At 59.4% G+C, this 24,002-nt stretch carries 23 protein-coding genes and 1 other RNA gene; 14 read left to right on the forward strand and 10 right to left on the reverse strand.

The annotated features are described in order from the left end of the window. The first annotated feature begins 71 nt into the window (after positions 1–71). The 4 genes from rho to AC3ZVB_RS03455 all read left to right on the forward strand — a co-directional run bounded on the left by rho (position 72) and on the right by AC3ZVB_RS03455 (position 4,819). Positions 72–1,331, forward strand: coding sequence for a transcription termination factor Rho (rho, locus tag AC3ZVB_RS03440; RefSeq protein WP_007942421.1), 1,260 nt, complete (start codon positions 72–74; stop codon positions 1,329–1,331). A gap of 138 nt (positions 1,332–1,469) precedes the next feature. Continuing rightward, complete coding sequence (gene ubiD, locus AC3ZVB_RS03445) at positions 1,470–2,936, forward strand: 4-hydroxy-3-polyprenylbenzoate decarboxylase (protein WP_490145778.1); 1,467 nt, start codon at positions 1,470–1,472, stop codon at positions 2,934–2,936. Continuing rightward, positions 2,936–3,904 (forward strand): CDP-6-deoxy-delta-3,4-glucoseen reductase, encoded by a 969-nt coding sequence (locus AC3ZVB_RS03450; RefSeq protein WP_162440468.1) that lies wholly within the window; start codon positions 2,936–2,938, stop codon positions 3,902–3,904. The genes ubiD and AC3ZVB_RS03450 overlap by 1 nt, the downstream gene beginning before the upstream one ends. A gap of 246 nt (positions 3,905–4,150) precedes the next feature. Beyond that, complete coding sequence (locus AC3ZVB_RS03455; RefSeq protein ID WP_162440467.1) at positions 4,151–4,819, forward strand: gamma-glutamylcyclotransferase; 669 nt, start codon at positions 4,151–4,153, stop codon at positions 4,817–4,819. Here AC3ZVB_RS03455 and glpT read toward each other — a convergent pair. Then, positions 4,795–6,144 carry a glycerol-3-phosphate transporter gene (glpT, locus tag AC3ZVB_RS03460; RefSeq protein WP_490145779.1) on the reverse strand — a complete coding sequence of 450 codons (1,350 nt, stop codon included), beginning with the start codon at positions 6,142–6,144 and terminating at the stop codon, positions 4,795–4,797. The two genes, AC3ZVB_RS03455 and glpT, sit on opposite strands and share 25 nt — an antisense overlap. Before the next feature lie 324 nt (positions 6,145–6,468). Here glpT and AC3ZVB_RS03465 point away from each other — a divergent pair, with 324 nt between their 5' ends. Beyond that, positions 6,469–7,083, forward strand: coding sequence for an energy transducer TonB (locus AC3ZVB_RS03465; RefSeq protein ID WP_162440465.1), 615 nt, complete (start codon positions 6,469–6,471; stop codon positions 7,081–7,083). Between the two features lie 61 nt (positions 7,084–7,144). Here AC3ZVB_RS03465 and AC3ZVB_RS03470 read toward each other — a convergent pair whose 3' ends face one another. After that, positions 7,145–8,122: an NADPH:quinone oxidoreductase family protein gene (locus tag AC3ZVB_RS03470; protein ID WP_162440464.1), complete on the reverse strand. Its 978-nt coding sequence runs from the start codon at positions 8,120–8,122 to the stop codon at positions 7,145–7,147. Between the two features lie 150 nt (positions 8,123–8,272). Here AC3ZVB_RS03470 and AC3ZVB_RS03475 point away from each other — a divergent pair, with 150 nt between their 5' ends. Next, the gene (locus tag AC3ZVB_RS03475) at positions 8,273–8,680 is read left to right on the forward strand and encodes a flagellar basal body-associated protein FliL (RefSeq protein WP_162440463.1); all 408 of its coding nucleotides are present in this window, start codon (positions 8,273–8,275) and stop codon (positions 8,678–8,680) included. A gap of 59 nt (positions 8,681–8,739) precedes the next feature. Here the strand turns inward: AC3ZVB_RS03475 and AC3ZVB_RS03480 are convergent, their stop codons facing one another. The 4 genes from AC3ZVB_RS03480 to AC3ZVB_RS03495 form a co-directional block, all read right to left on the reverse strand. Then, complete coding sequence (locus tag AC3ZVB_RS03480) at positions 8,740–9,858, reverse strand: ABC transporter permease (protein ID WP_162440462.1); 1,119 nt, start codon at positions 9,856–9,858, stop codon at positions 8,740–8,742. Next, entirely contained in the window at positions 9,858–12,581 is a 2,724-nt protein-coding gene (gene rbbA, locus AC3ZVB_RS03485; RefSeq protein ID WP_490145780.1) for a ribosome-associated ATPase/putative transporter RbbA, read from the reverse strand. Before rbbA ends, AC3ZVB_RS03480 begins: the two co-directional genes overlap by 1 nt. Then, the gene (locus AC3ZVB_RS03490) at positions 12,578–13,543 is read right to left on the reverse strand and encodes an HlyD family secretion protein (protein WP_490145781.1); all 966 of its coding nucleotides are present in this window, start codon (positions 13,541–13,543) and stop codon (positions 12,578–12,580) included. Before AC3ZVB_RS03490 ends, rbbA begins: the two co-directional genes overlap by 4 nt. Positions 13,544–13,673: 130 nt before the next feature. Continuing rightward, positions 13,674–14,123 (reverse strand): EVE domain-containing protein, encoded by a 450-nt coding sequence (locus AC3ZVB_RS03495; RefSeq protein ID WP_194690972.1) that lies wholly within the window; start codon positions 14,121–14,123, stop codon positions 13,674–13,676. 194 nt (positions 14,124–14,317) lie between these two features. On the opposite strand from AC3ZVB_RS03495, the gene AC3ZVB_RS03500 reads away from it, so the two are divergent. Beyond that, entirely contained in the window at positions 14,318–14,470 is a 153-nt protein-coding gene (locus tag AC3ZVB_RS03500) for a hypothetical protein (protein WP_178114307.1), read from the forward strand. A gap of 116 nt (positions 14,471–14,586) precedes the next feature. Here the strand turns inward: AC3ZVB_RS03500 and AC3ZVB_RS03505 are convergent, their stop codons facing one another. The 4 genes from AC3ZVB_RS03505 to AC3ZVB_RS03520 all read right to left on the reverse strand — a co-directional run bounded on the left by AC3ZVB_RS03505 (position 14,587) and on the right by AC3ZVB_RS03520 (position 16,010). Then, the gene (locus AC3ZVB_RS03505; protein ID WP_194690973.1) at positions 14,587–15,192 is read right to left on the reverse strand and encodes a 5-formyltetrahydrofolate cyclo-ligase; all 606 of its coding nucleotides are present in this window, start codon (positions 15,190–15,192) and stop codon (positions 14,587–14,589) included. Between the two features lie 85 nt (positions 15,193–15,277). After that, positions 15,278–15,456: non-coding RNA, 6S RNA (gene ssrS, locus AC3ZVB_RS03510), on the reverse strand. Positions 15,457–15,486: 30 nt separating this feature from the next. After that, a complete protein-coding gene (locus tag AC3ZVB_RS03515) occupies positions 15,487–15,804 on the reverse strand; it encodes a cell division protein ZapA (RefSeq protein ID WP_007942435.1) in 318 nt (105 codons plus the stop codon). Beyond that, positions 15,801–16,010 carry a TIGR02449 family protein gene (locus AC3ZVB_RS03520; protein ID WP_003177365.1) on the reverse strand — a complete coding sequence of 70 codons (210 nt, stop codon included), beginning with the start codon at positions 16,008–16,010 and terminating at the stop codon, positions 15,801–15,803. The genes AC3ZVB_RS03515 and AC3ZVB_RS03520 overlap by 4 nt, the downstream gene beginning before the upstream one ends. A 128-nt stretch (positions 16,011–16,138) precedes the next feature. On the opposite strand from AC3ZVB_RS03520, the gene AC3ZVB_RS03525 reads away from it, so the two are divergent. The 7 genes from AC3ZVB_RS03525 (at position 16,139) to AC3ZVB_RS03555 (ending at position 23,855) form a co-directional block, all read left to right on the forward strand. Continuing rightward, positions 16,139–16,699 carry a YecA/YgfB family protein gene (locus AC3ZVB_RS03525; RefSeq protein WP_490145782.1) on the forward strand — a complete coding sequence of 187 codons (561 nt, stop codon included), beginning with the start codon at positions 16,139–16,141 and terminating at the stop codon, positions 16,697–16,699. A 27-nt stretch (positions 16,700–16,726) separates the two neighbouring features. Continuing rightward, a complete protein-coding gene (gene pepP, locus AC3ZVB_RS03530) occupies positions 16,727–18,061 on the forward strand; it encodes a Xaa-Pro aminopeptidase (RefSeq protein ID WP_162438429.1) in 1,335 nt (444 codons plus the stop codon). Continuing rightward, positions 18,058–19,245 carry a 2-octaprenyl-6-methoxyphenyl hydroxylase gene (gene ubiH, locus AC3ZVB_RS03535; RefSeq protein ID WP_490145783.1) on the forward strand — a complete coding sequence of 396 codons (1,188 nt, stop codon included), beginning with the start codon at positions 18,058–18,060 and terminating at the stop codon, positions 19,243–19,245. Before pepP ends, ubiH begins: the two co-directional genes overlap by 4 nt. Continuing rightward, complete coding sequence (locus AC3ZVB_RS03540) at positions 19,238–19,723, forward strand: DUF4442 domain-containing protein (protein ID WP_490145784.1); 486 nt, start codon at positions 19,238–19,240, stop codon at positions 19,721–19,723. The genes ubiH and AC3ZVB_RS03540 overlap by 8 nt, the downstream gene beginning before the upstream one ends. A gap of 9 nt (positions 19,724–19,732) precedes the next feature. Continuing rightward, positions 19,733–20,950, forward strand: coding sequence for a 2-octaprenyl-3-methyl-6-methoxy-1,4-benzoquinol hydroxylase (locus AC3ZVB_RS03545; protein WP_490145864.1), 1,218 nt, complete (start codon positions 19,733–19,735; stop codon positions 20,948–20,950). Between the two features lie 129 nt (positions 20,951–21,079). Next, positions 21,080–22,084, forward strand: coding sequence for an extracellular solute-binding protein (locus AC3ZVB_RS03550; RefSeq protein ID WP_162438425.1), 1,005 nt, complete (start codon positions 21,080–21,082; stop codon positions 22,082–22,084). Between the two features lie 154 nt (positions 22,085–22,238). Beyond that, positions 22,239–23,855 carry an ABC transporter permease gene (locus AC3ZVB_RS03555; protein ID WP_162438424.1) on the forward strand — a complete coding sequence of 539 codons (1,617 nt, stop codon included), beginning with the start codon at positions 22,239–22,241 and terminating at the stop codon, positions 23,853–23,855. Positions 23,856–24,002: the final 147 nt, after the last annotated feature.

The raw sequence follows: 24,002 nt of genomic DNA on the forward strand, positions 1-24,002 counted from the left end.
TCTCTGCGGCGCGGCCTCATTAAGCCAAAAGCTTAATTTCCCCCCTCCATAAATGATTACGTCATTCCTATATGAATCTGACTGAACTCAAGCAAAAGCCGATTACCGAACTGCTCGAATTGGCCGAACAGATGGGCATAGAAAATATGGCCCGTTCGCGCAAGCAGGACGTGATTTTCTCCCTGCTCAAAAAGCACGCTAAAAGCGGCGAGGAAATCTCCGGTGATGGCGTGCTGGAGATTCTCCAGGACGGCTTCGGCTTCCTTCGCTCCGCTGACGCTTCCTATCTCGCTGGCCCTGACGATATCTACGTCTCGCCAAGCCAGATTCGTCGTTTCAACTTGCGCACCGGTGACACCATCGTTGGCAAGATCCGCCCTCCAAAGGAAGGCGAGCGTTATTTCGCGCTGCTCAAGGTCGACACGATCAACTACGATCGTCCCGAGAACGCGAAAAACAAGATTCTCTTCGAGAACCTGACCCCGCTGTTCCCGACTGTGCGCATGAAGATGGAAGCCGGCAACGGTTCCACCGAAGATTTGACCGGTCGTGTGATCGACCTGTGCGCCCCGATCGGCAAAGGCCAGCGCGGTCTGATTGTTGCACCGCCGAAAGCCGGTAAGACGATCATGCTGCAGAACATCGCGGCGAACATCGCTCGTAACAACCCTGAAGTTCACCTGATCGTTTTGCTGATCGATGAGCGTCCGGAAGAAGTAACCGAAATGCAGCGCACCGTGCGTGGCGAAGTGGTTGCCTCGACGTTCGACGAGCCGCCAACCCGCCACGTGCAGGTTGCCGAAATGGTGATCGAAAAGGCCAAGCGCCTGGTCGAACACAAGAAAGACGTGGTGATCCTGCTTGACTCCATCACCCGTCTGGCTCGCGCCTACAACACCGTGATCCCGAGCTCCGGCAAGGTACTCACCGGTGGTGTCGATGCCCACGCCCTGGAGAAACCGAAACGTTTCTTCGGTGCCGCGCGGAACATCGAAGAAGGCGGTTCGCTGACCATCATCGCCACGGCGCTGGTTGAAACCGGCTCGAAGATGGACGAAGTGATCTACGAAGAATTCAAAGGCACCGGCAACATGGAACTGCCTCTGGACCGTCGTATCGCTGAAAAACGCGTTTTCCCGGCCATCAACATCAACCGTTCCGGCACCCGCCGTGAAGAGTTGCTGACGGCCGACGACGAGTTGCAACGCATGTGGATTCTGCGCAAGCTGCTGCACCCGATGGACGAAATCGCTGCCATCGAGTTCCTGGTCGACAAGTTGAAGACGACCAAGACCAATGATGAGTTCTTCCTGTCGATGAAACGCAAGTAAGTCGATAGACCAGCAAAAGCCGGGGAAACCCGGCTTTTTGCTATCTGATTTTTGATGAACGGCAGTTCGTTGTTCTGAACAGAAGGGTTCGGCGCTAAACTGCCAACCCCGAACGCCACGGCAATACGAGGCTCACGCATGCAGTATCGCGACTTGCGCGACTTTATCAGCGGTCTGGAAAAGCGCGGCGAACTCAAGCGCATCCAGGTTCCGGTGTCCCCAGTACTCGAAATGACCGAAGTGTGCGATCGCACCTTGCGCGCCAAAGGCCCGGCCCTGCTTTTCGAAAACCCGACGGGCTACGACATTCCTGTACTCGGTAACCTGTTCGGCACACCTGAGCGCGTCGCGCTGGGTATGGGCGCCGAAGCGGTCAGCGAGTTGCGCGAAATCGGTAAGCTGCTGGCGTTCCTCAAGGAACCCGAGCCACCGAAGGGCCTGAAAGACGCCTGGTCCAAACTGCCGATTTTTCGCAAGATCATCGCCATGGCACCCAAGGTCGTCAAAGACGCGGTGTGCCAGGAAGTGGTCATCGAAGGCGACGACGTCGACCTTTCGATGCTGCCCGTGCAGACCTGCTGGCCCGGCGACGTCGGTCCGCTGATCACGTGGGGCCTGACGGTTACCAAAGGTCCGAACAAAGATCGCCAGAACCTGGGTATCTACCGTCAGCAAGTGATCGGCCGCAACAAGGTCATCATGCGCTGGTTGAGCCACCGTGGCGGCGCGCTGGATTATCGTGAGTGGTGCGAGAAGCATCCTGGTCAGCCGTTCCCGGTGTCTGTGGCCCTGGGCGCTGATCCGGCAACCATCCTCGGTGCCGTGACGCCTGTCCCTGACAGCCTCTCCGAATACGCCTTCGCCGGTCTGCTGCGGGGCAACCGCACCGAACTGGTGAAATGCCGCGGCAACGATCTGCAAGTACCGGCCACCGCCGAGATCATTCTTGAAGGCGTGATTCATCCGGGTGAAATGGCCGACGAAGGTCCGTATGGCGACCACACCGGTTACTACAACGAAGTCGACAGCTTCCCGGTGTTCACCGTCGAGCGCATCACCCACCGGATCAAACCGATCTACCACAGCACCTACACCGGTCGTCCGCCGGATGAGCCGGCGATTCTGGGTGTCGCCCTGAACGAAGTGTTCGTGCCGATCCTGCAGAAGCAGTTCCCGGAGATCACCGACTTCTACCTGCCGCCTGAAGGCTGCTCGTACCGCATGGCCATTGTGACCATGAAGAAGTCCTATCCCGGCCATGCGAAGCGGGTAATGCTGGGTGTCTGGTCGTTTTTGCGACAGTTCATGTACACCAAGTTCGTTATCGTCTGTGACGACGATATCAACGCACGTGACTGGAACGACGTGATCTGGGCCATCACCACGCGCATGGACCCCAAGCGCGACACGGTGATGATCGATAACACGCCGATCGACTACCTCGACTTCGCCTCGCCGGTATCCGGCCTGGGATCGAAGATGGGGCTCGATGCCACGCATAAATGGCCGGGCGAAACCACCCGCGAGTGGGGCCGGGTCATCGTCAAGGACGAAGCCGTGACCCAACGGATCGATGCCATCTGGAATCAGTTAGGAATAGATTGATGCGTGTAACCTTGCAGCCTTCCGGAGCAGTGCTTGAGATTCTGCCCGGCGAGCGGATTCTTGATGGAGCGCGGCGCCTGGGCTATGAGTGCCCGCAGAGCTGCCGCAACGGCAATTGCCATGTGTGCGCTGCACTGTTGGTGGAAGGTCGGGTCGAGCAGGCCGGCAATGTGCGCGACCACGGCGAGTTCTACACTTGCATAGCAGAGCCGCTGGAAGACTGCATCGTGCTGTGGGATGGCGTGCTCGCGCTGGGAGAATTGCCGGTGCGCAGTTTGGCGTGTCAGGTCATTGAATGCAGGGACGTCGGCGGTGACACCTGGCGAGTCAGCCTGCGAGCGCCCGCTGGTAAACCACCTCGCTATCATGCCGGTCAGTATTTGATGATCGAGCGCGAGAACGGCGAAAAATCCGCATTTTCCCTGGCCTCGGCACCCCACGCGGGACGAGACCTGCAAATCCATGTGCTGGCGCGCGAAAGTAGTGCGCTCAGCCTGATCGAACAGCTGCAACGCAACCCGTTAGTGCGCATCGAGATGCCGTTCGGCGATACCCATCTGGCGGAATTGCCGGACGGTCCACTGGTGCTGATCGCCGCTGGCACGGGCATGGGGCAGATCCATAGCCTGATCGAGCATTGCCGGGCTGCGGGTTTCAAACATCCGGTCCATCTGTATTGGGGTGTGCGTCGTCCTGAAGATTTCTATGAAATCGAGCATTGGGATGAATGGCGGAAGCTGCCTAACCTGTTTTTGCATAAAGTCGTCAGCGATCAATGTGGCTGGGAAGGACGTTGCGGCATGTTGCATGAAGCGGTATGCGAGGACTTTCAGGACCTGAAGCCACTTCATGTGTACGCGAGCGGCTCTCCGGCGATGGTCTACGGCACGCTGGATGCGCTGGTCGAAGCGGGTATGGATGCTCATCAGATGCGTGCCGACGTATTTGCGTACGCGCCGCGATCTTGATCCGCGATCTTGATCCGCGATCTTGATCCACGATCTTGATCCTCGCTCTATTCGTTATAACTCCCCATATAGCCGATCGGTATTTATAGAATCTTATAAATACCGGTAGGTTATATCTCTCAAAGGCAACTTTTAAAGAACTGTGCCATGGCACTTAAATTGCCTTAAAACATATGTGCCTTATTGTTACAGCGGTGCGTTCTATTAAGTAATTCTTCACTCGCGGGGAGCTGAACGCTAATCGCCATGAGCGCCATTGAATCTGCTTTTTTGAATCTGGCTTACCCTCCGCGGCTCGATCTGGGGCCGCAGCTCACTCACGAACAATTGCTTAGCTCGATGCAGTCGACCATGGCGCGTCACAAAGGTGGGCCGGTCTGGTTGTTCGCTTATGGTTCGTTGATCTGGCGCCCTGAATGCCCGGCCGTTGAACGTGTGCGCGGCCGAGTGCATGGCTATCACCGCGGCCTGTACCTGTGGTCCCACGAACATCGCGGCACACCGGAAGTGCCGGGTCTGGTCTTTGGTCTGGATCGTGGCGGCTCTTGCAGCGGTTTTGCCTATCGCTTGCCCGAAGAGCAACTTGATGCCTCGCTTTACGCCCTGTGGCAACGCGAAATGCCATTCCCGTCCTATCGCCCGCACTGGCTCAACTGCCGTCTCGAAGACGGCAGTCAGGTTCAGGCATTGGGCTTTGTGTTGGAGCGACACCTGCCCAGCTACGCCGGCAACTTGCCGGATCATGTGCTGAGCCAGGTGTTCGAAAGCGCTTGCGGGCGATACGGCACGACTCGCGATTATGTCGAGCAAACCGCACACGCCCTGCGCAGCCACGCCATGCCAGACCGAAATCTGGAGGCGCGGCTCAAGCGCTGCAGGTCATCGGGCGATCAGGCAACCGCTTCACGGCCCTGACTGGCCACTTGTTTGTGCCACAGCGTGGGGGCGAGGAACGCCATTGCCAGCAGACACGAGCCGATCAGCAGCACGAAGCCGCCATCCCAACCGAAGTGGTCCACGGTGTAGCCCATCGCTGCACTGGCCGCGACCGAACCGCCCAGATAGCCGAACAGCCCCGTGAAACCTGCCGCAGTACCCGCCGCTTTTTTCGGCGCGAGTTCCAGTGCCTGCAAACCGATCAGCATGACCGGGCCGTAGATCAGGAAGCCAATCGAAACCAATGCGATCATATCCACCGTCGGGTTGCCGGCCGGATTCAGCCAGTACACCAGTGTCGCCACGGTCACCAGGGCCATGAACACCATGCCGGTCAGGCCACGGTTGCCACGGAAGATCTTGTCCGACATCCAGCCGCACAGCAGCGTGCCCGGAATACCGGCCCACTCGTAGAAGAAATAGGCCCAGGAGGTTTTATCCACGGAGAAGCCCTTGGCTTCCTTCAGATAGGTCGGCGCCCAGTCCAGTACGCCGTAGCGCAACAGGTAAACAAAAACGTTGGCCAAGGCGATGTACCAGAGCATTTTGTTGCGCAGCACGTACTTGACGAAGATTTCCTTGGCGCTGAATTCTTCTTCGTGGCTGGCATCGTAGCCTTCCGGGTAATCGTTCTTGTACTTCTCAATGGGCGGCAGGCCGACCGATTGCGGGGTATCGCGCATCGTAGCGAAGGCAAATACCGCTACCGCCAATGCGACCGCGGCGGGCACATAGAATGCAGCGTGCCAGTCATTGAACAGGCCCATGCCGAGCAGGAACAGCGGGCCAATCAGGCCTCCGCCAACGTTATGCGCCACGTTCCACAGTGACACCACGCCACCGCGTTCTTTCTGCGACCACCAATGAACCATGGTTCGTCCGCTTGGCGGCCAGCCCATGCCCTGCGCCCATCCATTGATGAAGAGCAGGATGAACATGATGGTCACGCTCGACGTCGCCCACGGAGCGAAACCGAAAATGAACATGACCCCCGCCGACACCAGCAGGCCGAACGGCAGGAAAAAGCGCGGGTTGGAGCGGTCGGAAACGATGCCCATCAGGAACTTGGACAAGCCGTAAGCGATGGCAATGGCCGACAACGCCAGACCCAATTCACCGCGGGTGTAACCCTCTTCGATGAGATAGGGCATGGCCAGGGAGAAGTTTTTACGCAGCAGGTAATAACCTGCATAGCCGATGAAAATCCCGGCAAAAATTTGCCAGCGATGACGTCGGTAGATGCTGTCTATTTTTTCGTCAGGCAATGGAGCCTGATGTGCGGCAGGACGAAAGAAAGCAAACATTCAAGAGCTCCAGTTTTCTTGTTTTGACTGCGGATGCGAATGTTACAGTTTCGTTACCGAAAATAGCACCGGTTCGCATAGGTCAAACAGCGGAAATATTGAAGATCGCATGTTCTTTTACGAACATGTCGCTCAGACGTAAGTGCAGGACGTTGTGGGAAACGTTACCTTCGCGTCATTCAGCGCTGCATCTTCTCGTTTTAACGGAAGGTTCTCGGAAGGATCCTTCGTTCAAACAGGAAGTCGTGACGTTCTGTTTCAGGGCGTTGAGCCGTAACCTTTGCAGGAAGCAGTTTTGGAGTTTTGTTCATGGAGGAGAGCGGTATGCGGCGGTTAGCCATTTTGCTTTTGCTGGTGTTGGCAGTAGAGGTCAAGGCGCAGGAAGTGCTTCTGATACCGGAGGATAATCCCCGGCCGACGTACCCCAGGAACCTCCAGCGGGCCGGGTTCACCGGTGATGTTCGGGTCAGCTTCTATGTCAATGCCGATGGTTCGGTTAACCGGGTGAAGATTCTGGAGTCCGACCACCCGGACCTGGCTGAAGCTTCTAGAGTGACGATTGAGAAGTGGCGGTTCAAACCGTGGGTTGTCAAAGACGATCGACCATCTGAGTTGGAAGTGGTCGCGCCGCTGGTATTCCGACTGGATCTGACTTCGCCCATTCATACCAATCAGTGGATCAAAGGACTGAAGTGCCGTGACATTAACGAAGAGTTGCTCCATGTACCGGAGTACGCCTGGATTGATGCCAGACCGTTTCATTACACCCGCGCATATCTGTCGAACGTCTTTCACACCACCCAGTTGCCGAAGGAACAACGGCTGGAATGGATCGCAAAGCTGAACAAGCGTGTGCCGACGATTGTCCAGCAATGCAGGGCGAGCCCTGTGCGCAAGTACATGAGTTTGCTGCCGGAGGAGATTCGACAGTTGCTTTAATCACGTCGAAGGCGTGATCTGGACAGCGTTGCTGCAGCCCGGATCACCGCCTTCGAGTCACTCAGCGAACCTGCACCACCACTTTCCCGACGGCCTTGCGCTGGCCGAGATCATTGATTGCCTGCGCGGCATTGCTCAGTGGGTAAACCTGCGACACCAACGGCTTTAACTTGCCTTCCGCGAACCAGCCGAACAACTGCTGGAAGTTCGCCGCGTTGTCCTGTGGCTGACGTTGCGCGAACGAACCCCAGAATACGCCGACGACCGCGGCGCCCTTGAGCAATGCCAGATTCACAGGCAATTCCGGAATGCGTCCGCTGGCGAAGCCGACTACCAGCAGACGGCCGTTCCAGGCGATGGCGCGCACAGCCTGGTCGAACAGGTCGCCGCCGACCGGGTCGTAGATCACGTCGGCGCCCTGGCCATCGGTCAGGCGCTTGATTTCGTCCTTGAGGCTGGTTTCACTGTAATTGATCAGTTCATCGGCACCGGCCGCCTTGGCCACGGCCAGTTTCTCCGCGCTGCTGGCGGCGGCAATCACACGAGCGCCCATGGCTTTACCGATTTCCACAGCGGCCAGCCCGACGCCGCCGGATGCGCCTAGCACCAACAGGGTTTCACCCGGTTGCAGGTTGCCTCGTTGTTTGAGCGCATGCATCGACGTGCCGTAGGTCATGCTGAAGGCGGCGGCGGTGTTGAAGTCCATGGACGGTGGAATCGGTAGCACGTTGTAGCCGGGAACGGCCACCTGTTCGGCGAAGCTGCCCCAGCCCGTCAGGGCCATGACCCGGTCACCAACTTTCAGATGGCTGACCTTTTCGCCCACCGCGCTGACCACACCCGCTGCTTCACCGCCCGGGGAAAACGGGAAGGGCGGCTTGAACTGGTATTTGCCCTCAATGATCAGCGTGTCGGGAAAATTCACCCCGGCGGCATGTACATCCAGCAGGATTTCATTCTTCTTCGCGACAGGACTGGCGACGTCTTCCAGCACCAGCGATTCGGCAGGGCCGAAGGCTTTGCACAGCACGGCTTTCATCAGGGCTATTCCTTTGGGAGTGATGGCCGATAAGTGTAGGTGTGTGAGTCGATGGGTCAACGAGCATGCCCGACCCTGATAGTCAGCCATAAGCTTGTGCTTGAGGAGGGGGTCGTTATGCTAGACCGCAAACCGGATAAGGAGCGAATTGTGAAAGCGTGGATCATGTTGATGTTGGCCTTGTCGCTGCCTGTTGCAGCCATTGCCGAAGAAGCCAAGGAAGAGGCAGCGCCGAAGGTTAACTACATCACCCTCAGCCCGCCGTTCGTGGGCAATTATGGGTTGGACGGGACGCCGAAGCTCAAGGTTTACAAGGCTGATGTAGCGTTACGCGTGACCGGTGATGAGGCGACCAAGCTGGTCAAGGCCAATGAACCGTTGATTCGCAATCAACTGGTGGCGTTGTTTGCCCAGCAAACGACTGAGGCGATGAACAATGTGGATGCCAAGGAAAAGCTTCGTCAGGAAGCCTTAAGACAGACCCAGCAAATCATGAATGACGAGACCGGCAAGCCGGTGGTCGAGGATTTGTTGTTCAACAACCTCATCATTCAGTAAGTCATTGTTGTCCGGGCTGGCCTCATCGTCGGAACGCCGCCCGTAGCAAGCTCGCTCCCTCAAGACGCCAGGCTCTTGCGAAACCGCATCAGCGCAATCGCAAAGAACACCAGCCCAATGGCGGTCAGCGCGAGCAAGTCCGGCCAGACAACGCTCAGCCCGGCGTCGCGAAACAGAATCGCGGCGCTCAGGCTGACAAAATGTGTCGACGGTGAGCCCTGCATGACCCATTGCAGCCATTGCGGCATGCTATCCAGTGGCGTGCTGCCGCCGGACAGCAGCAACATCGGGATGATCACCGGAATCGCTAACAGACCGAACTGCGGCGTCGAGCGGGCCAGCGTCGCGAGAAAAATCCCCAGCGCCGTACTGGCGAACAGATACACCGCAGTCACCAGCAAAAACAACGTCATCGATCCCGCCAACGGCACGCCCAGTGCACCTTTGACGATGACTTCCAGCGAGATCCAGGTGCAAAGTACCACCACCAGCATGTTGCTCCAGATTTTCGCCAACATGATTTCCAGCGCGGTCAGTGGTAGCACCAAGAGATGGTCGAGGGTGCCGTGTTCCCGTTCCCGCAGCAGCGCCGTACCGGTGAGGATGATGGCGAGGATGGTGATGTTGTTGACGATCTGAATCACCGCCAGGAACCAGCCTCCTTCCAGATTGGTATTGAACAGCGAGCGAGTGGTCAGCAGCGCTGGCGCCTTGCTGGCTGGATCGGTCTGGCCGCTGTAGGTCAGCAGTTCGCGCTGGAATATCCGTCCGATGTAGCCCGCGCCCATGAATGCCTGGCTCATTGCCGTGGCATCGACGTTGACCTGCACCGCCGGTTGGCGACCGGCCAGCAGATCTGTCTGGAAATTCGCTGGCACGTTGATCACGAACGTGTACTGGCCGCTGTCCATGACCTGATCGAGTTGCCCGTAAGGCAGCAATACCGGGCGCTGGAACTCTGGGGGTTGCAGGGCCTGGGTCAGCTCCCGCGAGAGTTGGCTGTGATCTTCATCGACGATGGCCACGCTGGCGTTGTGCACGCCGATAACGGAGCCGGCGGCGGGCATGTAGATCGCCACGGTAAAGGCGTAGAACAGAAACAGCAGTAACACACTGTCGTGGCGCAGGCTGGTCAGTTCCTTTAGGCCCAGCCGCAAAATATGCGCAAGCTTATGCATCAGGCCTCCTGCTTTTTCAGCATGACCAGGCTGAGCCCGGTGAACCCGAGAAAGAACCCGAACAGCGCCAGGCATTGTGGCCATAACTGTCGCAGGTCCAGTGCTTTGGTGAAGGTGCCAACGGCGATGTCGAGGAAGTAACCAGCCGGGAACAGCATGCCCATCACGGCCGCTGCGCCTTCGAGGGATGAGCGCGGTACTATCAGCCCGGAAAACTGGATGGTCGGCAGGCTGGTGATGATCATGGTGCCGAGGATCGCGGCGATCTGGGTGCGGGTGAACGCCGAAATCAACAAGCCCATGCTGGTGGTGGCCAGCACGTAGAGCAAACCGCCGAAGGCCAGGGTCACGCCGCTGCCCTTGAACGGCACGCCAAACAGCCAACGGTTCATCGCCACCAGCACCGCCAGATTGACCAGGCTAATCGCCAGATACGGCGCCTGTTTGCCCAACAGGAATTCCAGCCGGGTTAACGGTGTGGCGTAGAAATTGGTGATCGAGCCCAACTCTTTCTCACGCACGATCCCCAGCGCGGTGAGCATCGCCGGGATGAAGGCGAGGATCAGCGCCATCACCCCAGGGCCGATGGCGTTAACGCTGACCACGTCCTGGTTGTAGCGGAAACGGGTTTCCAGTTTCGCCGCTGGCGGCCGGTTCAGCGCAGGGCTGCTTTGCTCGGCTAACTGCTCGATGTTCGCTTGGTGCACCGCTTCCACATAGTTGCGGCTGGTCTCGGCGCGAAACGGCATGCCGCCATCCAGCCACGCAGCCACGGTCGGTTGGAGTCCGGCGTACAAGTCGCGGCCAAAGCCTGGTGGAATCTCCAGCGCCAGTTTGATTTCCGAGCGTTGCAGGCGTCGGTGCAGTTCTTTGCTGTCGCGAATCGGTGCCTGTTCGGCGAAGTAGCGTGAGCTGCGGAACGCCTCCAGGTAGGTGCGACTTTGCGGCGTCTGGTCTTGATCGAACACGGCGAAGGCCAGTTTTTCCACGTCGAGGGAAATCCCGTAGCCGAAGATCACCATCATGAAAATGGCCCCCAGCAGGGCGAAGGCCATTCGCACTTTATCGCGTAGCAGTTCCTTGCCTTCGCGACTGGCCACCGCCATCAGGCGCCCGACACTGAAACCACGTTCCTTCATCGGCGCGGCGGGTGTGACAAGTGCGTCGGCGGACGCTGCGGGCGTGGGCGTTTCTGCCGGGCCCTGGGCTTGCTCCAGGCAGATAACAAACGCCGCCTCCAGAGTCTCACCCTTGAACTGCTCTTGCAGCGCCGCCGGGGTATCACAGGCCAGCACCTTGCCGGCGTGCATCAGCGAGATGCGGTCGCAGCGCTGGGCCTCGTTCATGAAGTGGGTGGAGAGAAAAATCGTCACGCCTTGCTCGCGGGACAACTCGATCAGCAATCGCCAGAAGTCATCCCGCGCGGCGGGGTCGACGCCGGAGGTCGGTTCATCGAGGATCAGCACTTCCGGGCGATGCAGCACCGCGACTGCCAAGGATAGGCGTTGACGCAAACCCAAGGGCAGGCCGCCGGCCTGTTGATCGGCAACGTTGACCAGGTTGAAGCGCTGGATCAGTTCATCGATGCGCTGGTCACTGTGGGCCTTGGGTAAATCGAACAGTCGAGCGTGCAAATCCAGGTTTTGCCGCACGCTCAACTCGCCATACAGCGAGAAGCTCTGCGACATGAAACCGACCCGTTTGCGGGTGGTCAGGTCCTTGGCGTTCACCGGTTTGCCGAGCAGCGTGGCGGAACCTTCGCTGGCCGGTATCAGTCCGGTGAGGACTTTCATGGTGGTGGTCTTGCCGCAGCCGTTGGAGCCGAGAAAGCCGAAAATTTCCCCGCGACCGATGGCGAAGCTGACCTTGTCCACTGCCGTGAAGTCGCCGAAGCGGAGTGTAAGGTCGTGGGCTTCGATGGCGATGTCGGTATTGGCGCCGGTTCGCGGCGGGATCACCAAGGCTTGGTTGTCGTGTCCGCTGTCGCCCTGGAAATGGGTAAAAGCTTCGTCGAGTTTAGCGCTGGGGGTCACCGCGGCCAGTTCGCTGCTCAGGCCTGTGGCGATTAGTTTGCCACCGTCGAGCATCAGACAATGTTCGAACTGCTCGGCTTCTTCCATGTATGCCGTGGCAACCAGCAGCGTCAGTTGCGGGCGCTGGCGGCGCACATCGTCCACCAGTTCCCAGAAGCGCCGCCGGGACAACGGATCGACGCCGGTGGTCGGCTCATCGAGGATCAGCAGGTCAGGCTCATGGATCAGCGCACAGCAAAGCCCGAGCTTCTGCTTCATGCCGCCCGAAAGCTTGCCGGCCGGGCGATCGGCGAAGTGCAGCAGATCGGTGGCCAGTAGCAGGCTGTGCATGCGCTGATCGCACTCGGCTTTCGACAGGCCGAACAGGGTGGCGAAAAAGTGGATGTTCTCGCTGATCGACAACTCGGGATACAGGTTGCCGCCCAAACCCTGAGGCATGAAGGCGATACGCGGGTAGAGGCTGTTGCGATGGCGGCGATCCTGGATTGAGCCGCCCAACACGTCCAGTTGACCTTGTTGCAGGCTTTTCACCCCGGCGATCAGCCCCAGCAAGCTCGACTTGCCGGCGCCGTCCGGGCCGATCAATCCGCAACGGGTGCCGGCGGGAAGGCTGAAAGTGATGTCGGCCAGGGCCTGTTGTTTTCCGTAACGGTGATTGACGCCGGTGGCTTGCAGCGCCAGGCCAGTCATTGCAGATTGGCCGGCCAGCTAACAGGCGCGGTGCGCACGTAACCGGCGCCAGGCATGCCCGGTTTTGCCTGGGGCAGAGCGCTGGGGTCGGTCAGGCGCAGTTTGACGCGGAACACCAGTTTCTGCCGCTCATCGCGGGTCTCGACTTCTTTCGGCGTGAATTGCGACTTGCCGGCGACGAAAGTGATTTTGGCGGGTAATGGCTTGTCGGGCAGGGCATCGAGCAGGATACGTGCTTCATCGCCAACGGCTACGCGCCCGGTGACGGAGGTCGGGAGGTAGAGGTTCATGTATTGGTCGTTGGGGTCGATCAGCAACAAAACCCGTCCGCCTGCACCGAGCACTTCGCCGGGTTCGGCCATGCGCAACTGGATCACTCCTTCGATGGGCGCCCGCAGGCTGCTGTCGTCGATTTCACTGGCCAACATCGCGACTTGGGCCTGTGCCGCACCAATCGCTGCGCCGACTGCCGAGACCTGGGCTCGGGCCGCGGCGACCGCTGCGCCGCCGGTGTCCCGCCGCGCCTGCTGTTGATCGATGATCTGGCCACTGACGAAACCGTGCTTGAACAGTTCCTGGGAACGCTTGAGCTCTTGTTGCGCGAGCAGTTGTTCGCTCTGGCGCAATTGCACGTTGGCCTGGGCGGCGGCGAGATTCTCCCGGGCGCGCAATACTTCGGCTTCGGCCTGATTGCGTTGGGCTTCAAGGGTGCGGGTGTCCATGCGGGCCAGGAGTTGGCCTTTGCTGACCTTGTCGCCTTCATCGACGAGTACTTCGGCCAGTCGCCCGGGTGTTTTACTGGCGATCTGTACTTCGGTGGCTTCGAGGCGGCCATTGCCGACGTACAAACCTTCGGGCAAGCGGTCATGCGTCGACTTCCAGTAGCCAAAGCCCCCGGCACCCAGCAGCAGTATCACTAAAGCACTGACAAACAATATTGAAGAGCGACTGTGCGTAGACATGCGGGCATCCTGCGGCTGTTGCGTCCTAGTCTGGTTGATCTAACGCCGGGGCGAGTTGATACCAGTCAACTGAGGGGCAGCCTAACTCTATTGAGCGCAGAAAAGAGGATGACCGGGTGGTTCTGCCTATTTAACGTAAATCGAGTACCGCTGCCCATTGCTCGGCCGTCACCGGCATCACCGACAATCTCGAACCCTTCTGCACCAGCGGCATCTGCGCCAACGCTGTCTGCTGCTTCAGGTAATCCAGCTTAAGCACCTTGGGAAACGTCTCGACATGTGCGACATCAATCGCACTCCAGGCGTTTTTCTCAGGCGTGGCCTTCGGATCGTAATAATGACTCTCTGGCTCCAGCGCCGTCGGGTCCGGATACGCCGCTTCGACAATCTTTCCGATCCCGGCAATACCGGGCTCAGGGCAACTGGAGTGATAAAAGAAAAACTCGTCACCCACCGCCATGGCTCGCAGGAAATTGCGCGCCTGGTAGTTGCGAACACCGTCCCAGCGCGCGCTGCCAAGCTTCTCCAGATCTTTGATCGAGAGCTCGTCGGGCTCGGATTTCATCAGCCAATAGGCCATGGTTTTGCTCCTTGCGGGTTGAGTGGGCAAGTTGTCAGGCAATTTTATGACAAACCGACAGTCGGTTGACGCCAGCGTTTGCGTGTAGGGTCACGTTGTCGCAAAATGCCGGCCTTCTTAGCTTGACGCTGCTGCACGGCCTACAACGGAAACCGCTGCTGTCATCGTGTTGATGTGCCTTTGGGGGGCAATCGATGAAACGCAAACCGGATTTACTATGGATATTGGTTATTTTGTTCGGTCTCGGCGTCGTGACCACCGGCTATGCCCAAAGCCTGTGGAACAACAACCCCGATGCGCCGATTGAAATCGCTCAGCAACAACAGCCGTCGGCTTACAAGCGCTAGACCTGTCTTTCGACGCCGCACCTGTAGGAGCAAAGCTTGCTCGCGATGACGGCGTCACATTCAACATCGATGCGCCTGAAAACCCCCTGCCGCGAGCAAGCTTTTCCTTTGCAGGGCTAACCTGCGAAATACCACGCCTTGTCTGTCACCGTTCCTTGCAACGGCACATCCCAGCTCGCCTGAGCCAGCCGCTCGACCTTCTGACATTCATGGGCCAATCCCAACAGCGTCGGCTTGCGCCAGTTTTTGCGTCGGGCCATGTACGCCAGGCTTCGATCGTAGAAGCCGCCACCCATCCCCAGTCGTCCACCGACATCGTCAAACCCCACCAAGGGCAGCAGCACAAGGTCCAGCGTCCAGACTTTTCGTTGGCGGGCAACGTTGTGCCGGGGTTCAAGGATGCGGAAGCGGTTGGGTATGAGCTTTTCGCCCGGACGGATCCGCTGGAACACCATTTTGGTTCGCGGCCAGGCACTGAGCACCGGTAGGTACGTCGCTTTGCCCCGACGTTGAGCGGCACGCAGCAGCAGGCGCGGGTCTATTTCACCGTCGGTGGGCAAATAAAAGGAGAGGTGTCTGGCGCGGCGAAACAGCGGGTGCTGGGCCAATTGCTTATACAGCCCGCGAGCGGCCTGGCGTTGCTGACTGGGTGTGAGTGCGCGGCGGGCCTTGCGCAGCATGCGTCGAAGTTGCGGGCGGGGAAGCAGCGCAGGTTCGGTCATGAATTCGGGCTCGGGAGGGCGGGTACTCAAATCGTACCCGTAAAAAAGCCGATGCCGGTATTTAAACCGGCATCGGACTGGAATCAGGCTCCCCGGATGAACCGCTGCTGACTTAGCCCTTGAACCCGAAAGTTCAAGGTGGAAGATGCAGTAGGCTTTAAGGCTTTCCGTCTAGCGGACATGCACACCAGCCCAACGTGCAACCTCCAGGGTAGTGCGAATCGGCTCAGGGACGTGGTCAACTGGCAAGCACCCCAGGGAGTGATGCGAGTATACCTCAAGCTGTTTCGCGTTTCAGCCCTTGGTGACGTCCGGATCGGTCGCGAGCACCAGATCGACACGATCCAGAAGGTCGCGAACCTGCTCTCGCGTCGAGCCGCTGGCCTGCACATCCGGGCGTTCTTCCTTGTGCAGAAGATCGTGGGTGATGTTCAGGGCTGCCATCACGGCGATGCGGTCGGCGCCGATGACTTTGCCGCTGCTGCGGATTTCGCGCATCTTGCCGTCCAGGTAACGGGCGGCGCTCACCAGATTGCTGCGCTCTTCCTGGGGGCAGATGATCGAATATTCTTTATCGAGGATCTGCACGGTAACGCTATTGCTTGAACTCATGAGTCTTGCTCCAGGGCCTTGAGGCGCGAAATCATCGATTCGACCTTACGCCGGGCGATTTCGTTTTTTTCAATGAGGTGCGCGCGTTCCTCGCGCCAGGTCTTTTCCTGAGCTAATAGGAGTCCGTTTTGGCTCTTTAGTTGCTCGACTCGGTCAATTAGCAACTCGAGTCTCGCCATCAGCGCTTGCAGGTCTGTGTCTTCCATTGTGTCCACTGAGATTGTGTCTAGTGTGTGGTAGCTGGCGGACAGCCTTTAATAGTCTTGGCGAGTCTGTCGATGTAGGATACAAGGCCTTCATTCTAGACATAGCGCCGTCTGGCGCCTAGCTGCCCATGCCCATTCAGAATTCCCCGTACCAAGCCTTCACCACCCTGCTGACTTCCAGCGGTCATAACGTCTCGCCTGCCGAACTGCATGGCCTGTTGCTCGGGCGCAGTTGCGCCGGTGCCGGCTTCGATGCCGAGGGCTGGCTGGTCGATGCCGCCGAGCTGCTCGAAAGCGAGCCGCAGGATAACGTCCGCAATGCCTTGATCGGCTTGCAGGAGATGGTCAAGGGCGAGCTTACCGGTGACGACGTGACCGTCGTACTGTTGCTGCCCACCGATGACGAGCCTCTGGCTGACCGTGCCGCTGCACTGGGCCAATGGTGCCAGGGCTTCCTCAGCGGTTTCGGCCTGAACTGCCGTGACAGCAGCATGTTGAGCCCCGAAGCCACGGAAGTCCTGCAGGATCTGGCGGCCATTTCCCAGGTGCAAGACGCCCTGGAAGTGTCCGACGACGGTGAAAGCGACTACATGGAAGTGATGGAGTACCTGCGCGTTGCACCGCTGCTGCTGTTCAGCGAAACCAAAAAGCCGGATGCGCCTGCTGCTGCCAAGCCGTCACTGCATTAATCGACTGCCAGGGAACGCCATCTGCCCATGATTCATATCCCGAAATCGGAATACAGCCGTCGCCGCAAGGCCTTGATGGCGCAGATGGAACCCAACAGCATCGCCATTCTGCCCGCCGCCGCGGTTGCTATCCGCAATCGCGACGTCGAGCACGTCTACCGTCAGGACAGCGATTTTCAGTACCTGAGCGGTTTTCCCGAACCCCAGGCTGTTCTCGTGTTGATGCCCGGACGCCTGCATGGCGAATACATCCTGTTCTGCCGTGAGCGCAATGCCGAACGCGAGTTATGGGACGGTCTGCGTGCCGGTCAGGAAGGCGCCATTCGCGACTTCGGTGCTGACGATGCCTTTCCCATCACCGACATCGACGACATCCTGCCGGGCCTGATCGAAGGCCGCGACCGGGTCTATTCGGCCATGGGCAGTAACCCTGAGTTTGATCGGCACCTGATGGACTGGATCAACGTGATCCGCTCCAAAGCGCACCTTGGCGCCCAGCCGCCGAACGAATACGTTGCCCTGGATCATCTGCTGCACGACATGCGCCTGTATAAATCGGCGGCAGAAGTGAAGGTGATGCGCGAGGCCGCGCGGATTTCCGCCCAGGCGCACATCCGCGCGATGCAGGCCAGCCGGGCAGGGTTGTATGAGTTCAGCCTCGAAGCCGAGCTCGACTACGAGTTCCGCAAAGGCGGGGCCAAGATGCCGGCCTATGGTTCGATTGTCGCGGCGGGGCGCAATAGCTGCATCCTGCATTACCAGCAAAACGACGCGGTGCTCAAGGATGGTGACCTGGTGCTGATCGATGCGGGTTGTGAAATCGACTGCTACGCCAGCGATATCACCCGCACCTGGCCGGTCAACGGCAAGTATTCAGCGGAACAGAAGGCAATCTACGAGTTGGTGCTGGCCTCACAAGAAGCCGCATTTGCCGAAATTGCCCCGAACAAGCACTGGAACCAGGCCCATGAAGCAACGGTCCGGGTGATTACTTCGGGCCTGGTTGAACTGGGTCTGTTGCAGGGTGACGTAGACGAGCTGATCGCCAGCGAGGCGTACAAGGCGTTCTACATGCACCGCGCCGGTCACTGGCTGGGCATGGATGTGCATGACGTGGGCGAGTACCGGGTCGGCGGTGAATGGCGGGTGCTTGAGGTCGGCATGGCGTTGACGGTGGAGCCGGGTATCTACATCGCTCCGAATAACCAGAACGTAGCGAAAAAATGGCGTGGCATTGGCGTGCGCATCGAGGACGACGTAGTGGTGACTAAAACCGGTTGTGAAATCCTGACCCAAGGCGTACCGAAAACAGTCGCCGAGATCGAGGCCCTGATGGCCGCAGCAAGGACACAGGCGGCATGAGTCGGGTCAATCTGGCAATCATCGGGGGCGGTCTGGTCGGCGCCAGTCTGGCGTTGGCATTGCAGGCCGGGGCCAAGGCGCGAGGCTGGAAGATCGTGCTGATCGAGCCATTCGCTCCGGGTGACACCTACCAACCGAGCTATGACGCCCGTTCTTCGGCGCTGTCCTTCGGCGCCCGACAAATTTATCAACGGCTGGGCGTGTGGCAGGAAATCTCCCGCCGCGCCGAGCCGATCAAGCAGATTCATGTTTCCGATCGCGGGCGTTTTTCCACCGCGCGGCTGTCGGCGATGGAAGAGGGCGTTCCGGCGCTCGGGTATGTGGTGGAAAACGCCTGGCTCGGTCAATGCCTCTGGCAAGGTCTGGACGAGGACGTGATCAGTTGGCGTTGCCCAGCGGAAGTCACCCGGATGGAACCGCTGACTGACGGCTACCGCCTGACCCTCAACGATGAAACCACCCTGGAATGTGACCTTGCGGTGCTGGCCGATGGCGGTCGTTCCGGGCTGCGCGAGCAACTGGGCATCGGCATCAAGAAGCGTCCGTACAACCAGAGTGCGCTGATCGCCAACATCACCCCGAGCGAATCCCACAACGGCGTGGCCTTCGAACGTTTTACCGACGATGGCCCGATGGCGTTGCTGCCGCTGCCGGACAATCGCTGCGCCCTGGTCTGGACCCGTCTGGGCATGGATGCGCAACGGCTGGCGGCGCTGGACGATCGTGACTTCCTCAGCGAATTGCAGGGTGTGTTCGGTTATCGTCTCGGCACCCTGAAACAAGTCGGCGCACGGCATTTGTACCCGCTGGCGTTGATCGAAGCCGAAGAACAGGTGCGCCCGCATCTGGCGATTCTCGGCAACGCCGCTCACAGCCTGCACCCGATTGCCGGACAAGGCTTCAACCTGTCGCTGCGTGATGCCCAGGCGCTGGCCGATGCGTTGCTGGCGAGCGAGACAGCGCCTGGCGACTTCGCCACGTTGCAGGCATACCGCGAGCGCCAGCGTCTGGATCAAAACCTGACCGTAGGCTTCTCCGATCAAGTGACCCGTCTTTTCGGCAGCACCCAGCCGCTGGTTTCCCTGGGCCGTAACCTCGGCCTGCTCGGTCTCGATCTGTTGCCGCCAGCCAAGCGCTGGTTTGCCCGGCAGGCCATGGGTTTGGGTACCCGTCCCGATGCTTAAGTGGCTCACCAGCAGGTTCGCAAAAGCGCCGTTGATGCGTTGGGCCATGACTTTCTACCCGCCGTATCTCGGCGCCGGTGTGCGGGTGCAGCACATCAGCGAAGATTTTCGCGATGTCCGGGTGTCCATGGGTCTGGGCTGGTACAACCGCAATTACGTTGGCACCCAGTTCGGCGGCAGCCTGTACTCGATGGTCGACCCGTTTTTCATGCTGATGCTGATGGAAAACCTGGGCCACCGTTACATCGTTTGGGACAAGGCCGCCGACATCGATTTCATTTCGCCGGGCAAAGGTCCGGTGTTCGCCCGCTTCACCATCGACGACACCTTGCTCGATGAGATCCGCCGGCAGACCGCCGATGGCGAAAAATACCTGCCGCAGTTGCAGGTCGATATTCACGATGGCGCGGGTCACTTGGTGGCGCGCGTCGGGAAAACCCTTTACGTGCGGCTCAAGCCGCAAGCGAGACAGGCTTAAAGCATGGACATGCGCGCAGATCTGCTGATTGTCGGGGCCGGAATGGTCGGCAGCGCCCTGGCGCTCGCGTTGCAGGACAGCGGGCTGCAAGTGCTGCTGCTGGACGGCAGCCCCATGAGCGTCAAACCGTTCGATAGCGAGACACCGTTCGAGCCGCGAGTGAGTGCCTTGTCGACCGCCAGCCAGCGGATTCTGCAGCGTTTGGGTGTCTGGGAAGGCATCGAAAACCGACGCAGCAGTCCTTACTCCGACATGCATGTCTGGGACGGCAGCGGGACCGGGAAAATTCACTTCTCGGCCGCCAGTGTGCATGCCGAAGTACTCGGGCACATTGTCGAGAACCGCGTGGTTCAGGACGCTTTGCTCGACCGCTTGCATGACTGCGACCTGGGCATGCTGGCCAATGCTCGCCTGGAACAGATGCGTCGCTCCGGGGATGACTGGTTGCTGACTCTTGCGGATGGCCGCACGTTGCGGGCTCCGCTGGTAATCGCTGCCGATGGTGCCAACTCGGCCGTGCGGCGCCTGACCGGCATGGCGACGCGGGAATGGGATTATATGCACCACGCCATCGTCACCAGCGTACGCAGTACCCAGCCTCATCAGATGACCGCCTGGCAGCGCTTCACCGATAACGGGCCGCTGGCGTTTCTGCCGCTGGAGCGCGATGGACAGCAGGACTGGTGCTCGATCGTCTGGTCGACCACCCCAAGTGAAGCCGAACGCTTGATGGCGCTGGATGAAGAAGTCTTTTGCCGGGAGCTCGAGCGGGCCTTTGAAGGCCGGCTTGGCAAGGTGATAAGCGCTGATCCGCGTCTGTGCGTTCCACTGCGCCAGCGCCATGCCAAGCGTTATGTCCAGCAAGGCCTGGCGCTGATCGGCGATGCAGCCCACACCATTCACCCGCTGGCGGGGCAGGGCGTGAACCTTGGGTTCCTTGATGCCGCCGTGCTGGCCGAAGTACTGCTACAAGCGGCCGCTCGCGGCGAACAACTGGCGGATGTCAAAGTGCTGAGCCGATACGAGCGTCGACGCATGCCTCATAACCTGGCGCTGATGGCGGCGATGGAAGGTTTCGAGCGATTGTTCCAGGCCGACCCGTTGCCGATGCGCTGGCTGCGCAACGCCGGGTTGAAGCTGGTTGATCAAATGCCCGAGGCCAAGGCGCTTTTTGTGCGTGAAGCGCTGGGCTTGACCGGGGACCTTCCGGCCTTAGCCAAACCCTAAGATCTACACAACCTTGGGGCGATTTCCGTCTGTGCAACATCTGGTAACGCCTCCGCGAACTGATCGATTGAGATGGTAAATGTGAGTCCTTATCATTTGCCCTCACTTTTCTATCGAGGGATCGCTCCCATGTTGGCACCGAAGCGTCTACTGACCGCAATCGCCCTGACCCTGATTGGCAGCACTGCCGCCCAGGCCGCCGACGAAGTGGTGGTTTACTCCTCCCGGATCGACGAGCTGATCAAGCCGGTCTTCGATGCCTACACCGCCAAAACCGGGGTGAAAATCAAATTCATCACCGACAAGGAAGCGCCGCTGATGCAGCGCATCAAGGCCGAAGGCGAGAACGCAACCGCCGACCTGCTGCTCACCGTCGATGCCGGGAACCTCTGGCAGGCCGAGCAGATGGGCATCCTCCAACCGTTCACCTCCAAGGTGATCGACGCCAATATTCCGCTGCAATACCGCTCTTCCGCCCATGCCTGGACCGGCCTGAGCCTGCGCGCCCGGACCATCGCCTATTCCACCGACCGCGTGAAACCGGGCGAGTTGACGACGTACGAGGGCCTGGCCGACAAAAACTGGGAAGGTCGCTTGTGCTTGCGTACAGCGAAGAAGGTCTACAACCAGTCCCTGACTGCCACCATGATCGAAGTCCACGGCGCCGACAAAACCGAGAAAATTCTCAAAGGCTGGGTGAATAACCTGTCCACCGACGTATTCTCCGACGACATTGCGGTGCTGGAAGCGATCAACGCTGGCCAATGCGACGTCGGCATCGTCAACACTTACTACTACGGCCGCCTGCACAAGCAGAAGCCGGATCTGGCGGTGAAGCTGTTCTGGCCAAACCAGGGTGACCGTGGTGTGCACGTCAACTTGTCGGGCATCGGCCTGACCAAGCATGCGCCGCATCCAGAAGCAGCCAAGGCGTTGGTTGAGTGGATGACCACACCTGAAGCGCAGAAGATCTTTGCCGACGTAAACCAGGAATTCCCGGCCAACCCGGCTGTTCAGCCCTCCGCTGAAGTGGCGAGTTGGGGCAAGTTTGTCGCGGACACCTTGCCGGTGGAAATCGCGGGCAAGCGTCAGGCTGAAGCGATTCGCATGATGGATCGCGCTGGCTGGAACTGAGTCGCAACGTTCGAAGATCAAAAGATCGTCCGAACGCGGCCCGAGCCTTCGGCAGCTCCTACAGGGTGATCAATTTCAATGTAGGAGCTGCCGCAGGCTGCGATCTTTTTGGGTTTCACGTACATTTCGTTGATTTATCCCAGAGAGCTTTTCCTTGGCCCACCCCGCCCAACGCCGCTGGTATCCCCTGGTCTTCGCCATCGCTGCGCTGGTCCTGCTGCCACTAAGCGTCCTGTTTCTCTCCTGGCAAACCCTCGACACTCAAATCTGGTCCCACCTCTGGGAAACCCAGATGCCACGGCTGCTGGCCAACACATTAACCCTGGTGGTCGGTGTGGGTGTCGGCGTGACCTTGCTCGGTGTCAGCCTCGCCTGGCTCACCAGTCTTTGCGAATTCCCCGGTCGGCGCTGGCTGGATTGGGCATTGATGCTGCCGTTCGCGATTCCCGCGTATGTTCTGGCATTTGTCTTTGTTGGCTTGCTGGATTTCGCAGGCCCTGTGCAAACCCTGCTGCGCGAATGGTTCGGCACGGGGCTGCGGCTGCCTCGAGTTCGTTCGACCGGTGGCGTGATTCTGGTGCTGGTGCTGGTTTTCTATCCTTACGTTTACCTGTTGGCGCGCACGGCGTTCCTCGCCCAAGGTAAAGGCCTGATGGAAGCGGCCCGTGTCCTCGGACAATCGCCGTGGCAGGCGTTCTGGCGAGTCGCGTTGCCGATGGCGCGACCTGCCATCGGTGCAGGCGTGGCGTTGGCGTTGATGGAAACCCTGGCGGATTTCGGTGCGGTGTCGGTGTTTAACTTCGATACGTTTACCACCGCCATCTACAAAACCTGGTACGGGTTCTTCAGCCTTTCCACGGCGGCGCAACTCGCCAGTCTGTTGCTGCTGGTGGTGATGGTCGTGCTGTACGGCGAGCGTCGTGCACGCGGGGCCAACAGGGCGAGCAACGAACGACCACGCGTCAAAGCGCTGTACCACCTGCGCGGATTCAAAGCCGTGGCGGCCATGAGCTGGTGCGGCCTGGTGTTCGCGTGCGCCTTTGTCATTCCGATGCTGCAACTGGTCGTGTGGTTCTGGCAGCGCGGACGCTTTGACCTGGATGAGCGATATGCCGGGCTGATCCTTCATACCCTCTACCTGGGCGGCATCGCTGCATTGATCACCGTCAGCGTGGCCCTGGTGTTGGCATTTGCCCGTCGACTGGCACCCACGCAGGCGATCCGTTCCGGTGTCAGCCTGGCCAACCTCGGCTATGCGCTGCCAGGTTCGGTATTGGCCGTCTCGATCATGCTGGCATTCAGTTACCTGGATCGTGAACTGGTGATTCCGTTGTCAGGCTGGTTGGGGGGCGCTGGCAAGCCTTTGCTGCTGGGCAGCCTGTCGGCACTGTTGCTGGCCTATCTGGTGCGGTTCATCGCGGTGGCCTACGGACCGCTTGAAAGCAGCCTGGCGCGAATACGGCCATCTTTGCCCGAAGCGGCACGTAGCCTGGGCGTCAGTGGACCTCGACTGTTTTTCAAAGTGTATCTGCCGTTGCTGCTGCCCGGAACGTTGAGTGCTGCTTTGCTGGTGTTCGTCGATGTGCTCAAGGAAATGCCCGCAACCCTGCTGATGCGCCCGTTTGGCTGGGATACGCTGGCGGTTCGCATCTTTGAAATGACCAGCGAGGGTGAGTGGGCGCGTGCGTCGTTGCCGGCACTGACCCTGGTTTTGGTCGGGTTGTTACCGGTCATCGGATTGATCCGACGTTCAGCGCATCGAAACGCCTAGGTGTCAGTCCTACACCTTGCAGCTACAATGCGCGGCATTCGGTGCGGCACGTCCTACAGACCAGGTCGCTGAAATCGGCTGAAAGCCCTCTATTTCAAGGCTTTCACTCCGTGCAGTACTTGCCCGCACCTTCGCCACGCCCGGAAG

It is taken from the genome of Pseudomonas sp. MDV22-iso1, from assembly GCF_058145095.1.